Genomic DNA, 12801 nt, shown 5'->3' with positions numbered 1-12801 from the left:
CATGGCCACTGTGCAAAAAGCCGATTTCGTCATCGTCGGCTCCGGCGTGGCCGGCGCCCTGGTCGCCCACCAGCTGGCCATGGCCGGCAAGGACGTACTGATCCTCGAGGCCGGTCCGCGCATGGCGCGCCACGAGATCGCCGAACGCTTCCGCAAGCAGGCGGACAAGTACGACAACCAGGCGCCCTACCCGTCGCCCGCCCATGCCCCGCACCCGGAGTTCAATCCGGACAACAACTACCTGATCCAGAAGGGCGAGCACCCCTACGAAGTGCAGTACATCCGCGCCGTCGGCGGCACCACCTGGCACTGGGCAGCCTCGACCTGGCGCTTTCTGCCCAACGATTTCAAGCTCAAGACCCTCTACGGCGTCGGCCTCGACTGGCCGATCGAATACGCCGACCTGGAGCCCTGGTACGGCCGCGCCGAGGTCGAACTGGGCGTCTGGGGCCCCGGCGACGAGGACCTCGGCTCGCCGCGCTCGGCGCCCTACCCCATGGCGCCGCTGCCGCTGTCGTGGAACGAAGAGCGGGTCAAGAGCGTGCTCAACGCCAACGGCTACCGCGTGGTCACCGAGCCGGTGGCGCGCAACAGCACGGTCTACGACCAGCGTCCGCCCTGCTGCGGCAACAACAACTGCATGCCGATCTGCCCGATCGGCGCCATGTACAACGGCATCGTCCACGTCGAGAAGGCCGAGAAGGCCGGCGCCCGGCTGATCGAGAACGCCGTGGTGTTCAAGCTCGAGAAGGGCAAGGACGGCCGCATCGTCGCCGCCCACTACAAGGACCCGCAGGGCAACGACCACCGCGTCGAGGGCCGGACCTTCGTGCTCGCCGCCAACGGCGTCGAGACGCCCAAGCTGATGCTGATGTCCGACGTCGGCAACAGCTCGGACCTGGTCGGCCGCAACCTCATGGACCATCCGGGCACCGGCGTGACCTTCCTCGCCAACGAGGAACTCTGGCCCGGCCGCGGCCCGCAGGAAATGACCTCGCTGATCGACTTCCGCGACGGCCCCTTCCGCCGCGAATACGCCTCGAAGAAGATCCACCTGTCGAACATGTCGCCGCTCGACCGGATCGCCGGCAAGCTGATCCACAAGGGTCCGCTGCTCTTCGGTCCCGAGCTGGAGGCGAAGATCCGCGACCAGGCCGCCCGTTCGGTGCGCTTCGACAGCTTCCACGAGATCCTGCCCAACCCGAAGAACCGCATCGTGCCCAGCGCCAGCGAGCGCGTGGCCGGCATTCCCAAGCCGGAGTTCACCTACGCGATGGACGACTACGTGCGCCGGAGCGCCGTGCATACCCGCGAGGTCTACGCCCACGCGGCGAAGCTGCTGGGCGGCACCGAGGTGGTGTTCGAGGACCACTTCGCCAACAACAACCACATCGGCGGCACCGCCCTGATGGGCAACGACCCGAAGACCTCGGTGGTGGACAGGGACTGCCGCAGCCACGATCACGCCAACCTCTACATCGCCGGCGGTGCGGTGATGCCCACCGTCGGTTCGGTGAACACCACCCTGACCATCGCCGCCCTCGCCCTGCGCCTGGCCGAACGCCTGAAACAGGCCTGATCTCCCGCGCGCAGGGATGCGTGCTTTCCTCCCATCCGCAGCTCAAGCCTACTCCGTAATCGCCCGTGGTTCCGACTCATTGCTCCGGCGGTTCATACCTCATTTGTCGGAATGCTTCCCGGGGATCACCCAGGCTCCGAATCCATCCCCTGCATTCATGAACCCGGCTCATAGGCTCAAGCGGGTTGGGCCAGCTAATCGCCTGGCTTCGCACCCAGTAAATTTGCAGTCACTCAAACGGGACTGCCGCCCCTCCATGCGACAGGCAAGCATTCTTTTCCCATCTCCCCCACCAAGGACTGCCGATCATGAAAACCATCGGATACGCCGCACAGAGCTCCGGGGCACCGCTCGCGCCCTTCACGTTCGAGCGCCGCCCGCTGCGCCCCAACGATGTCGCCATGGAGATCCTCTACTGCGGCGTCTGCCATTCGGACCTGCATACCGCCCGCAATGACTGGGGGCTGGACTCTCTATCCGGCCGTCCCGGGCCACGAGATCGTCGGCCGCGTGACCGGGGTCGGCAGCGCAGTCAGCCGCTACAAGGTCGGCGATGCGGTGGCCGTCGGCTGCCTGGTCGACAGCTGCCAGGAATGCGACCACTGCCACCACGGAGAAGAACAGTTCTGCAGCAACGGCAGGACCGACACCTACAACTCGCCCGACCGCATCAGCGGAGAGATCACCTACGGCGGCTATTCCAAGCATCTGGTGGTCCGCGAGGAATTCGTCCTGCGGGTGCCGGAAGGCCTTGACCTGGCAAAAACGGCGCCGCTGCTGTGCGCCGGCATCACCACCTACTCGCCGCTGCGCACCTGGAACGTCGGCCCGGGCAGCCGCGTCGGCGTGATCGGCCTCGGCGGGCTGGGCCACATGGCCGTCAAGCTCGCCATCGGCCTGGGCGCCGAGGTGACCGTCATGAGCCGCACGAAGGACAAGGCGGCCGACGCGCTGGCCCTCGGCGCCGACCGGCTGCTCGTCTCGACGGATGAGGAGGCCATGGCCAGGGCGCAGTCCGGCTTCGACCTCATCATCGATACGGTTCCGGTCAAGCACGACCTCAACCCCTACCTGCCGCTGCTGGACGTCGACGGCACCCTGGTGCTGGTCGGACAGGTCGGTCCGCTCGCCGAGCCGAACACCGTCCCGCTGATCCTCGGCCGCCGCCGGATCGCCGGCTCGCTGATCGGCGGCATCCGCGAGACCCAGGAGATGCTCGACTTCTGCGCGCGGAAGAACATCCTGCCGGAGTGCGAGATGATCCGCATGGACCAGATCAACGAGGCCTTCGAGCGGCTGGAGCATGCCGACGTGCGCTATCGCTTCGTGATCGACATGGCGTCGCTGGACCCGGCCGCAGGCGCCAGGGCCTGAGCGGCCGGCATGGCGATCGTCGAGCCCGGCGGCGCGCGCACCGAGTTCCGTTACGGGAGCGCGCGGCTGGCGGCACTCATGCCTGTCTACGACGACACCCCGGCACACGGCTTGCTGCGGATGCTCGATCCCAAAACGCTCCGGCCCCCCGGGAATGACCGGCACCGGCACGTCGCAAGCGCGATACGGGGCTATGCGCGATAGCGCAGCGCCTCGATCAGCACCGCCATGGCCCCCGAAGACTGCCGGCGGCTCGGGTAATAGAGGTGGTAACCCGGGAAGGTCGGGCACCAGTCGTCCAGCACCGTTATGAGCCGCCCTCCGGCGATGTGCTCCCGCGCCATGTCCTCCAGCAGATAGGCGACGCCGAAGCCGGCCAGTGCCGCGCGGAGTATCTGCGAGCTGTTGTTGAACACCAGCTGGCCTTCGACGCGCGCTTTGACTTCGTGTCCGTCCTTGATGAACTCCCAGGCCATCAGCCCGCCGTAGGTCGGCAGGCGCAGGTTGATGCAGTCGTGACCGGCCAGCTCCTGCAGCGTCCGCGGCGGCGCTTTCCTGGCGAAGTAGGCCGGCGCCCCCACCACCGCGATGCGCATGTCCGGCGCGATGCGCACGGCGATCATGTCCTTGGCGACCTGATCGCCCAGGCGCACGCCGGCGTCATAGCGCTGCGCGACGATATCGCTCAGCCCGTAGTCGATGTTGATTTCCACCTTGATGTCGGGGTAGTCCGGCAGCAGTTTCGCCAACCTGGGCCAAAGGACTGTATCGACGGCGTGCTCGGCAGAGGTGATGCGTATCGTGCCTGCAGGCTTATCTCGCAACTCGCTCAAGGCCGAAAGCTCGGCGTCTATCTCCTCGAACCGGGGGGCCAGGGTCAGGAGCAGGCGTTCGCCCGCCTCGGTCGGCGAGACGCTGCGCGTGGTGCGGGTGAGGAGCCGAAGAGCCAGCCTGGCCTCGAGCGAACGAATGGTGTGGCTCAACGCCGATTGCGATACCCCGAGCTGCGCCGCTGCCCGGGTAAAGCTTCCCTCGCGGGCCACCATCACGAAGGCCAGGAGATCGTTGTAGTTTTCGCGGGGCATTTATCGATCCGTCTCATGGATATGAGCCAATTATGTCCCCCAGACGGCAGGTCGGAGGCGAATGCCAATGTGCCGAAACGATTTCCTGGTGGCACGCCGCGATGTACAGGCATTCGGCAGCGCCGGAAAGCAGCGAAAATGTCGCGACTCCATGGACCGCCCGCCTTTGGTGATCTACGGCCGATTGCCGTATTGCTCGTCGCTGACCTTTTCCAGCCAGTCGGCCGCCTTGCCATCCAGCGACTCCGCGATGGCGATGTGCGTCATGCCCGTGGTGGCAGTGGCTCCGTGCCAATGCTTGACGCCCGGCGGAATCCATACGACATCGCCCGGCTTGATTTCCTGAACCGAATCACCCTCTTGTTGGACCAGGCCAACTCCCGCCGTGACGATCAGCGTCTGGCCCAGCGGGTGCGTGTGCCATGCGGTGCGCGCGCCCGGCTCGAAGGTGACGATCCCACCGCCAACGCGCGCCGGAGCACTCCCCTGGAACCGTGAATCGATACGCACGGCGCCGGTAAAATATTCGGCAGGACCCTGGGTGGAAGGCTGCGTACCGACCCGTGTGACTTTCACCATGGCTGCCTCCTGGGCTAACGCTGCCGAAGCGAGCAGCGACGACAAGGTGGCCATTGCCGCGAGCATTTTCATGCGTGCTTTTCCTTGCAAGGGCGCCGGGTTTCCCGCGCGGTCGCCGTGACGCCTCTCCATGCCGTTCACGCGAGAGCTACCGGGAAGAAAAATCCCGCTATGCGGGAGTCTTGAGCGAGGCCATGTCGATCACGAAGCGATAGCGCACGTCCTGGTTCACGACCCGATCGTAGGCCTCGTTGATCTGATCGGGACGGATCAGTTCGATATCGGCCTTGATGTTGCGCGCCGCGCAGTAGTCGATGACCTCCTGGGTCTCGGCGATGCCGCCGATCATCGAGCCGGTGACGTTCTTGCGGCCGAACAGCAGACTCCTGCCGCTCACGCTCTGCAGGTCTTCCAGGGCACCGACATTGACCAGCGTGGCGTCGAGTTTGAGGACATCGACGAATTGCTGCATCGAGAAGGCTCTGGGTACCGTGGTGATCAGCAGATCGAAGTGATTGGCGAGCCGCTTCATCGCCTCGCTGTCGCTCCACAGCACCGCCTCGCGGGCGCCAAGCCGCTTCGCATCGGCGATCTTGCCGGGCGAGGTGGTGAACATGGTGACCTCCGCCCGGCGCGCCACCGCCAGCTTGACGGCCATGTGCCCCAAGCCGCCAAGGCCGACGACGCCCACGCGCTGGCCGGGTTCGACCCGCCAGTACTGCATCGGCGAGAAGGTGGTGATGCCGGCGCACAGCAGCGGTGCCGTGGCCGCCAGACCCATGCCCGGCGGAATGCGGATCACGAAATGCTCGGTGACGACCAGCTTGTCGGAATAGCCGCCGAAGGTGTGCCCACCCGAAACCTTGTCCGGCGAGTTGTAGGTGAGGGTGACGCCGTTGAGGCAGTTCTGCTCGCGATCGGCCAGGCAGTTGTCGCAGGTGCGGCAGGAATCGACCATGCAGCCCACGCCACCGATGTCGCCCACCTTGAACTTGGTCACCGCGCTGCCCACCGCCAGTACCCGGCCGATGATTTCGTGGCCAGGGACGCAGGGATAGCGGTCCGGCCCCCATTCGCTGCGGACATGGTGGATGTCGGAATGACAGACCCCACAGTACAGCACGTCCAGCAGCACGTCGTTGGCGCCGAGGGCGCGGCGCTCGATCTGCATCGGCGCCAGACCGCTGATGGCACTGGCCGCGGCGTAGCCCCGGGCAGGGAACGGACCGTTGCCGAGCGCAGCGCCCGCTGGCTCGGCTTGGGCCGGCTGCGCGTGCGCCCCCGTGGTCACGCCCGCCAGCAGCGGCGCTGCGACCAGACCCGCGCCGGCCATCAGCACCTGGCGCCGCCCAAGCTCGGCGGGAACATGATCCTGGCTGTCGTCGTCACATTGATTGCACATGCGAGTTCTCCGTGATTTGCGGCAATGGAAAGGCGCCGCCATCGGCAATCGGGGCCGTAGTCCGGCATCGGCCCCCGACTCAAAAGCAGGCTGGAACCGGCAAACATCCGCCAGTGGTATCCATCAATCAGCGAAATCTACAAAGCGCGGGCAACCTGCGACTAGCCAGCAGAAACAGCAAAGGCCTATGAGAGGGATTCATGAGTGCCGCGCGAAAACTTCAACGACCTACCTTCAAACAGGCCGCCTCGCCGGCCTGCTCCGGCTCGTTGCGCTACGCTGATGGAGTTTTCACCTAGGGCCGGCTCAACTGCCAGGGAAATCTCGACATGCCCACACTCACATTACCGCGCGTCACGGTCTTCATTCCGGTACACAACCGCCAGCACTACATCGCCAGCGCCGTCGACAGCATCCTGGCGCAAACCTTCGAGGACTTCGAACTGCTGGTTGTCGACGACGGCTCGACCGACGCCACCCTCGAGGTGCTGTCGCGCTACCGCGACCCCCGCCTGCGCGTGGAATGCAACTCACGCAACTTGGGCATTCCGGCGACCCGCAACCGAGGCCTGGACTTGGCCCGCGGCGAATACATCGCCCTGCTCGACAGCGACGACAAGGCCTGGCCCAATCGCCTCGCCCGGCAGGTCGAGGTACTCGACCGGCATCCCGAATTGGTGCAGATCGGCAGCGCCTGCGACTTCATGGATGCCAACGGCCGGCGTCTGCGGAAGGTCCGCCGCCAGCCGCTCGATCCTGATGAGGTGGATGCCAGCCTGGCGTTCTACTGTGCCCTGACCAACCGCACGATCATGGCGCGCACTGCCATCCTGCGCGAGTACCGCTACAACGAGGACTTTCCGCGCTGCCAGGATTACGAGCTGCATCAGCGTCTGTCACGGACGCAGCGCATGGCCAATCTCGGCGACGTGCTGGTCTGCGGGCGCGAGCACGACGGCCGCTTTACTCGGCAGACCGACACCCTGGGCCGCGAGCGCAAGCACGAGATCTGCCGACGTGCGCTGCTTGAGCTCGGCATCGAGCCGAGCGAGGAAGACCTCGATCGTCACTATGCCTTGTCGCGTCCCCAGAAGCTCGGCACCGCGCTGAACCGGGACTATCTCGACTGGACAGAGCAATGGCTGGCCCAGCTCGATGCCGCCAACCGGCGCACGCAGCGCCATGTGCCCGAAGCGCTCCTGCGCGTCATGACCGAGCGCTGGGTACAGCTGTGCTTGCATGCCCGCCGCCAGCTCGGGCCGGGCGCCTACCTGCGCCTGCTGCGCTCGCCGCTGGCCCGGCGCCTGCCGGCGGCGGGCCTGCGCTTCCTGCGTACGCCCCGGATGAACCACCTACTGAGAGATCACAGCTAGCCACCCAATGAAGGAGTGGAAATAGGCTTTTTCAGACCATCCTGAGATTCAGTAAGAGTTTTGCGCCGGCGCATCGCCCAATAGGAGGCCACGAAATAAATTACGGTACAAACGAACCCAATATTGTAGAAAATCTCGCGGTTTGCTTGGTAGGCAAACATTTCCGGACTGCGGAACATCGTGTTGCAAGCCAGCAATAAGGCAATACCTAAACTCGTGTGAGATACCACATGGAGCCACTTCGACAAAGTGGTATTGTCCTTGACAGGCATCTTATAGGCCCTGGCCTGTTCCTCCTGGAAAGCCTCGACATTCCTGTCAAAAGCCAGCAACTCAGCCTCTTCTTCCGGATACTTTTCCTCGGCACCGTATTTCTTGGCCATGAGTGTATAAAGAATCACGGTAAAGAACCAAGTCGGGATGAACAAGTAGTAGAACGACATGACATCCAGCACATTCAGGCCGAAGCCAAAGACAAGTCCTGCACCCCATGAGGCAACCGCCGGAGTGCTATGGATGAGCTTGCGATATGTCACCCAGTAGCGGGTCAAACCGATACGGGGGAATATAACGTGCTCGGCGAAGACAATAGCTCCGACCGGCACAACCAACAGGCCTGCATAGGTCAGCAATGGCAGCATTTTCGTAAAAACAAAGGGGAAACAAGCAACGATCACAGTCACGATGCCGACGACCAGCGTGGTCTGCTTAAGTGAATAATCATTGCCGCCGATATCACGGTAAAGATAATGACGTTCGCCCAGTTATAGAGCTTGGTCATATTTCCACCCGCAATCTTGTGCAGGTAGGTATACAGGCTCAACCGGGTTTCCACCGCAATCGGTGTAGTAATCAATGTCCAACTCAGGATCGCCAGGATATTGCCGATCAGCAACCCCAAGAGGATATCCATAATTTGAGCACCCATCGCCACGAAAGTTGCACCAATGACAAACTCGGTTGCAGCAACGTGCTCACCGGCATACAAGCCCATAAAGTGAGTCCAGCCGTGAAGTTTATGTTTCGGTATTGGCAATTGCTCCTCGCCCATGCCATCGAAACTTAGCGCATGTGTTTTTGTTTTCATTATTGTTCACTCCTTTGCCGACCACGCGATCAGCCTGTTTATTATCTTTGTTGTAACCATCCCCAGAAATCAAAAACATTCAACGGGGAGACCAGGATCAAAGAAACCACACTTGGCATTTACCACCAAGTCAAACTCATAGCCACCAGAATGCCTATATTTTTTGCACAAAAAATAGCGACCAGACCAGAGGCCTCACACCAAAATAAACATGCAATTATCCATTGACAAAGCCGTGGCTTGGGATGAAAACAACGTGGTACTTACACTCCAATCTCTTGGTCGAGACAGAAGGCTCCTGCCGGCCAAGCCGAGGTTTACCTCATTTATTTAAATGAAGGTCGCAAACATCTTGTCGTCTGTCCCTATTCCGCCATCGTCAGTTCAAGCGTGGCCCGCACGCCGAGTGTCCGCAGACGCTCGAGCTGCTGGCGGAAGATGGACACGAATGTCGCAGAAGCCGGAATCCTCTTCCCGAACACATCTTCAAGCCCCAGGAAACTCTCAAGTAGGTGCTCTTTGGCGTATGCGGCTTCCTGTAGTGGGACGGCACGCGGATCAAGAATCGGGTAGGTTTCACCTCGCTCGTCGAGGCCGCGCAGGTAGTGGCACCAAGCGGCGATGATCAGCGCAGTGCGCCGCATGTCAGTTCCAGAATCAATCTGGTCAAGCAGGGTCGGCAGCACGAACTTCGGGAGCTTGGATGAGCCGTCGGAGCAAAGCCGGCTGATCTGGTCGCAGATCGCGCTGTTGGAGAAACGCTTGATCAGTGTGTTCTTGTACTCCCTCAGAGCGATGCCGGGCACTTCGGCCAGCAGCGGCGTGACATCCCGGTCCATGTAGGCGCGGACAAACGCCAGCAGCTGCGAATCCTGCATCGCCTCGTGCGCATAGCGGTGACCGAGCAACGCACCGAGATAGGCCATTGCCATGTGACTGCCGTTAAGGAGGCGAATCTTCATCTCCTCATAGGGTGTGACATCGTCGGTGAATTGCACGCCGACCTCCTCCCAGGACGGTCGACCGTTGCAGAACTTGTCCTCCACCACCCACTGCAGGAAAGGCTCGGCCACCACCGGCCAGGCATCCTCAATGCCGGTTTCCTCATACAATTGGGAGCGGTGCGCATCGCTGGTCATCGGTGTGATCCGGTCGACCATTGCATTCGGAAAGCTGACGTTGGTGGCGATCCAGTCGCGGAGTCCCGCGTCACGCAACCTGGCGAAGCTCAGCAGGGCATTGCGTGCCACTTGGCCGTTATGCGGCAGGTTATCGCAAGACATCACGGTAAACGGCCTGATGCCAGCAGCACGGCGGCGGGCCAGGGCCTCCGTCAGAAAGCCGAATACCGTCCGAGGCTGCAGCGGATTAGCCAGGTCATGGTGGATTTGCGGCAGATCGCCATTGAACTGGCCGGTACTATCGTCGGTGCAGTAGCCGCCTTCTGTGATGGTCAGCGATACGATCCGGGTTTCAGGGTCAGCCAGCTTGCGAATCAACGCCTCGGTACCGTCCTCGGCCAGCAGGAAATCGCCAATGACGCCGACGACCTGGATCTGCGTATCGTCGCCGTCACCCAGTTCATAGAGGGTATAGAGATAGTCTTGGGATGCCAGCACCTCCTGCATGGCTCGATCTTCCGAACGCAGCCCCACCCCACAAATGCCCCACTCGCTGGCCTTGCCCCGGCTGAGCAACATCTCGGTGTAGATCGCCTGATGGGCACGGTGAAAGCCACCGACACCAATATGTACTATTCCCTGCTTGACCTGCCCGCGGTCGTATACCGGGCGCAAAATACGCTCAGGGAGTTGAGACAGATTTTCGGTATTGAGTTTCACGTTTTGCTACCTCTAGACCGCTCGGGTTTATCTGAAACTAGCGAAGCCCGGACTTTCGTCAGCCGACAAGAATCCCGGCGCGCCTGAAGACGCACCTTAAACAGCGTTCAATATAAAAAGGTTGTGCCGGAGGAATCAGGCCGCCTTGGCCGATGATCCCGGTTTGCACAGGACGCGGCCATTGGCATCGAGCAGACGACGATGGTCCAGTTCCGGAACCAAGCCCACCCCATCGCCAAAGTGCCTGCCAAAGTCACCGTGAGTTCGCACCATCAACGTTTCGCCGTTCTGTGCCGTACATGACAATAGGTGTCCGCCCCAAGATGTTCGGACACATCGAGCCGCACCTTGAACGGGCTGCCTTCCGTATTGGTGATCTGAATATGCTCGGGACGCACACCAAAGGTTATCTTGTCGCCTACCTTCAGATTGCTGCCATCGAGCGACAAGCAGTACTCGGGCCCGCAGGCCCGCGTGATGGTGACGCCCGAACCACTGAGCGCTTTGACGAAGCCCTCCAGGAGCGCCATTTCCGGCGTGCCGATAAAGCCGGCGACAAATTGCTTTACTGGATGGTGATTGAACTCTGGCAGGCTGCCCGGCCGTTGGGCTTAATGGATGCTTCATTATTATTGTTCACTCCTCTGCCGATCACGCGATCAGCCTATTTTTATCTTTCTTGTGTGCCTCATCCCACGAATCAGGGGCATTCGACGGGAGAGCCTGGATGAAAGGAATTACACCTGTCACTCACCACCAAGACAAACCCATAACCACCAAAAAACCTGTACTTTTTTGCACAAAAAAATGTGCAGCCAGACCGGCAACACCCAACATGAAAAAATAAATATATAAAAATCAATAACTTACTAGAAATATACTTATCTTCGAAATAACAAAGTGTACAAGCTTTACTTCTTTATCTATGTTTGTAGTACACAAGTCCTGACAAAATCCAAGCCCAAGGTGATGAGCAAGCGAGCCACAACACGTCACTCCCCACCCTCCTACGAGCTGATCCCTCCCAAGGAACACAGCTCGATTCTTTATCGAAAACACGGCTTTCCCGACCCGCTGGTCCGCTGGCACTACCACAAGGAATACGAACTGCACCTGATCACCCACAGCAGCGGCAAGGTATTCGTTGGGGACTATATCGGCAACTTCTACCCCAGCACTCTGTTCCTGATTGGCCCCAACCTTCCCCATAACTGGATCAGCCATACGGATGAACAGGAAATCTATCCGGAGCGGGACCAAGTTGTCGTATTCACTGATGAAATAATGCAGGCCGCACGTAGTGTCCTGCCGGAGCTCACCGAACTGGATGGTTTGCTACAGCGGGCCAGCCTCGGCATCGAATTCCACAACGCTGATACTATCCGTGAAGCACAGTTTCTGATGCAGAGAATAGCGACATCCAGCGGACTGGAATCTCTTGCTCACTTCCTGTCCATCATGGGCCTTCTTGCCAAGGCAGATCAGTATCAACTACTTTCCAGCGACCATTATCTGACCATAACTGGCGAAAAGAATCAGCAGCGTGTAAATCAGGCGGTCAACTATATCTTCAATCATTACCACGAGAATCTAAGTCTGGAAGAGGTTGCCGAAGAACTCGGCATGCAGCCAACTTACTTCTCAAAGTTTTTCCGCCAGGCGACCGGGCGACGCTTTGTAGAGTTCGTCAATAGCCTACGCATCACCCGTGCCTGTGATCTGCTGGTACACAGTGATCTGCCGATCACGAATATCTGTTTTGAAGTGGGCTTTACCAATATATCCAATTTCAATCGTCACTTTATGGCGCTCAAGGAAATGACCCCATCTAACTATCGCAAGCTGGCAGGTGTTGCTCGCTCGTTTGATTGACCCATGGGAGCAACAGGGGGCGATACCATCGCTCCCCAGCGGATGCAGAAGCTGAGTGCAACATGGTTACCGAATGGGAGTAGTCCCTGAGTGATCATCAGAAATTATCCTTATAAATAAAATGGGTATGACTTGAAGAAGACTGCATGGGCGGCACGTTGGTTGTCGTCAAAATAACCGATGTCCCCATACCCATGCAGACCGTCCAATTCTTGCACGCCGCCTTCGCCAAATATAACGGTCTGGCCAAGTCCGAGGCTTCGGAAACCCTCACGCAGCCAGCCGTCCATGCCGGCTGGCCAAGGTTTTCTCGACGATCCCGGTTTTCAGGGGCATCCCTTTCAAGGTCTTTACGTAAACTCTCCTCCCGAAAACCAGCGGACCTTGAAAGGAGTGAGGCTAAGGCCTTGAGAGATCGCTTCGAGTTCGTCTACACCCCCAAGCATGGCAGTTGGCTGAACATGGCCGAAATCGAGATCAACGTACTCGTCGGCCAGTGCCTGGACAGGCGCATCGACTCCCTCGAGCTGATGCGCAAGGAGGTCGCTGCATGGCAGCAACGCCACAACCACCTCGATGCCAAGATCAACTGGCAGTTCACCACCTAGG

The 12801-nt window shown here is 60.5% G+C and carries 12 protein-coding genes and 2 pseudogenes; 7 read left to right on the top strand and 7 right to left on the bottom strand.

The features are described 5' to 3' along the window. The first annotated feature begins 1 nt into the window (after nucleotide 1). From ACG10_RS09850 to ACG10_RS24115, 3 genes and pseudogenes are all read left to right on the top strand, one after another. Nucleotides 2-1579 carry a GMC family oxidoreductase gene (locus tag ACG10_RS09850; RefSeq protein ID WP_089168080.1) on the top strand — a complete coding sequence of 526 codons (1578 nt, stop codon included), beginning with the start codon at nucleotides 2-4 and terminating at the stop codon, nucleotides 1577-1579. Between the two features lie 308 nt (nucleotides 1580-1887). Next, a pseudogene (locus ACG10_RS09845) lies at nucleotides 1888-2953 on the top strand (NAD(P)-dependent alcohol dehydrogenase). A 9-nt stretch (nucleotides 2954-2962) separates the two neighbouring features. After that, nucleotides 2963-3157, top strand: coding sequence for a hypothetical protein (locus tag ACG10_RS24115; protein ID WP_089168079.1), 195 nt, complete (start codon nucleotides 2963-2965; stop codon nucleotides 3155-3157). On the opposite strand, the gene ACG10_RS09835 is transcribed toward ACG10_RS24115, so the two are convergent. From ACG10_RS09835 to ACG10_RS09825, 3 genes are all read right to left on the bottom strand, one after another. Next, complete coding sequence (locus ACG10_RS09835) at nucleotides 3145-4038, bottom strand: LysR family transcriptional regulator (protein ID WP_089168078.1); 894 nt, start codon at nucleotides 4036-4038, stop codon at nucleotides 3145-3147. The genes ACG10_RS24115 and ACG10_RS09835 overlap by 13 nt on opposite strands. 174 nt (nucleotides 4039-4212) lie before the next feature. Beyond that, nucleotides 4213-4689, bottom strand: coding sequence for a (R)-mandelonitrile lyase (locus ACG10_RS09830; RefSeq protein WP_089168077.1), 477 nt, complete (start codon nucleotides 4687-4689; stop codon nucleotides 4213-4215). Between the two features lie 97 nt (nucleotides 4690-4786). Further along, a complete protein-coding gene (locus ACG10_RS09825; protein WP_232487268.1) occupies nucleotides 4787-5788 on the bottom strand; it encodes an NAD(P)-dependent alcohol dehydrogenase in 1002 nt (333 codons plus the stop codon). 560 nt (nucleotides 5789-6348) lie between these two features. Between ACG10_RS09825 and ACG10_RS09820 the strand changes: the two genes are divergently transcribed. Next, nucleotides 6349-7392: a glycosyltransferase family 2 protein gene (locus ACG10_RS09820; protein ID WP_089168075.1), complete on the top strand. Its 1044-nt coding sequence runs from the start codon at nucleotides 6349-6351 to the stop codon at nucleotides 7390-7392. Here the strand turns inward: ACG10_RS09820 and ACG10_RS24395 are convergent. The 4 genes from ACG10_RS24395 to ACG10_RS24385 all read right to left on the bottom strand — a co-directional run bounded on the left by ACG10_RS24395 (nucleotide 7389) and on the right by ACG10_RS24385 (nucleotide 10667). Continuing rightward, complete coding sequence (locus ACG10_RS24395) at nucleotides 7389-8075, bottom strand: hypothetical protein (protein WP_232487232.1); 687 nt, start codon at nucleotides 8073-8075, stop codon at nucleotides 7389-7391. The two genes, ACG10_RS09820 and ACG10_RS24395, sit on opposite strands and share 4 nt — an antisense overlap. Then, complete coding sequence (locus ACG10_RS24390; protein ID WP_232487231.1) at nucleotides 8072-8479, bottom strand: hypothetical protein; 408 nt, start codon at nucleotides 8477-8479, stop codon at nucleotides 8072-8074. The genes ACG10_RS24395 and ACG10_RS24390 overlap by 4 nt, the downstream gene beginning before the upstream one ends. 365 nt (nucleotides 8480-8844) lie before the next feature. Beyond that, complete coding sequence (locus tag ACG10_RS09810) at nucleotides 8845-10320, bottom strand: mannitol dehydrogenase family protein (protein ID WP_089168074.1); 1476 nt, start codon at nucleotides 10318-10320, stop codon at nucleotides 8845-8847. 272 nt (nucleotides 10321-10592) lie between these two features. Beyond that, on the bottom strand, nucleotides 10593-10667 hold the full coding sequence (locus tag ACG10_RS24385; protein WP_232487267.1) for a hypothetical protein: 75 nt from the start codon (nucleotides 10665-10667) through the stop codon (nucleotides 10593-10595). On the opposite strand from ACG10_RS24385, the gene ACG10_RS24380 reads away from it, so the two are divergent. From ACG10_RS24380 to ACG10_RS09795, 3 genes and pseudogenes are all read left to right on the top strand, one after another. Continuing rightward, on the top strand, nucleotides 10644-11051 hold the full coding sequence (locus ACG10_RS24380) for a hypothetical protein (RefSeq protein ID WP_232487289.1): 408 nt from the start codon (nucleotides 10644-10646) through the stop codon (nucleotides 11049-11051). The genes ACG10_RS24385 and ACG10_RS24380 overlap by 24 nt on opposite strands. A gap of 238 nt (nucleotides 11052-11289) precedes the next feature. Then, nucleotides 11290-12192 carry an AraC family transcriptional regulator gene (locus ACG10_RS09800; protein ID WP_089169844.1) on the top strand — a complete coding sequence of 301 codons (903 nt, stop codon included), beginning with the start codon at nucleotides 11290-11292 and terminating at the stop codon, nucleotides 12190-12192. A gap of 395 nt (nucleotides 12193-12587) precedes the next feature. After that, nucleotides 12588-12800: pseudogene (locus tag ACG10_RS09795) on the top strand (transposase); the annotation flags it as partial. Between the last annotated feature and the right edge of the window lies 1 nt (nucleotide 12801).

It is taken from the genome of Azotobacter chroococcum (genome assembly GCF_002220155.1).
GTDB lineage: Bacteria > Pseudomonadota > Gammaproteobacteria > Pseudomonadales > Pseudomonadaceae > Azotobacter > Azotobacter chroococcum.
This window is presented reverse-complemented; position numbering and strand designations above follow the sequence as displayed.

What these genes read in the sequence shown, in the direction of transcription:
- ACG10_RS09835 (WP_089168078.1), bottom strand. Translation starts at nt 4,038, where the DNA reads ATGCCCCGCGAAAACTACAACGATCTCCTGGCCTTCGTGATGGTGGCC.
- ACG10_RS24115 (WP_089168079.1), top strand. Translation starts at nt 2,963, where the DNA reads ATGGCGATCGTCGAGCCCGGCGGCGCGCGCACCGAGTTCCGTTACGGG.
- ACG10_RS09830 (WP_089168077.1), bottom strand. Translation starts at nt 4,689, where the DNA reads ATGAAAATGCTCGCGGCAATGGCCACCTTGTCGTCGCTGCTCGCTTCG.
- ACG10_RS09850 (WP_089168080.1), top strand. Translation starts at nt 2, where the DNA reads ATGGCCACTGTGCAAAAAGCCGATTTCGTCATCGTCGGCTCCGGCGTG.
- ACG10_RS24380 (WP_232487289.1), top strand. Translation starts at nt 10,644, where the DNA reads ATGTTCGGACACATCGAGCCGCACCTTGAACGGGCTGCCTTCCGTATT.
- ACG10_RS09825 (WP_232487268.1), bottom strand. Translation starts at nt 5,788, where the DNA reads ATGCAGATCGAGCGCCGCGCCCTCGGCGCCAACGACGTGCTGCTGGAC.
- ACG10_RS09800 (WP_089169844.1), top strand. Translation starts at nt 11,290, where the DNA reads ATGAGCAAGCGAGCCACAACACGTCACTCCCCACCCTCCTACGAGCTG.
- ACG10_RS24390 (WP_232487231.1), bottom strand. Translation starts at nt 8,479, where the DNA reads ATGAAAACAAAAACACATGCGCTAAGTTTCGATGGCATGGGCGAGGAG.
- ACG10_RS09820 (WP_089168075.1), top strand. Translation starts at nt 6,349, where the DNA reads ATGCCCACACTCACATTACCGCGCGTCACGGTCTTCATTCCGGTACAC.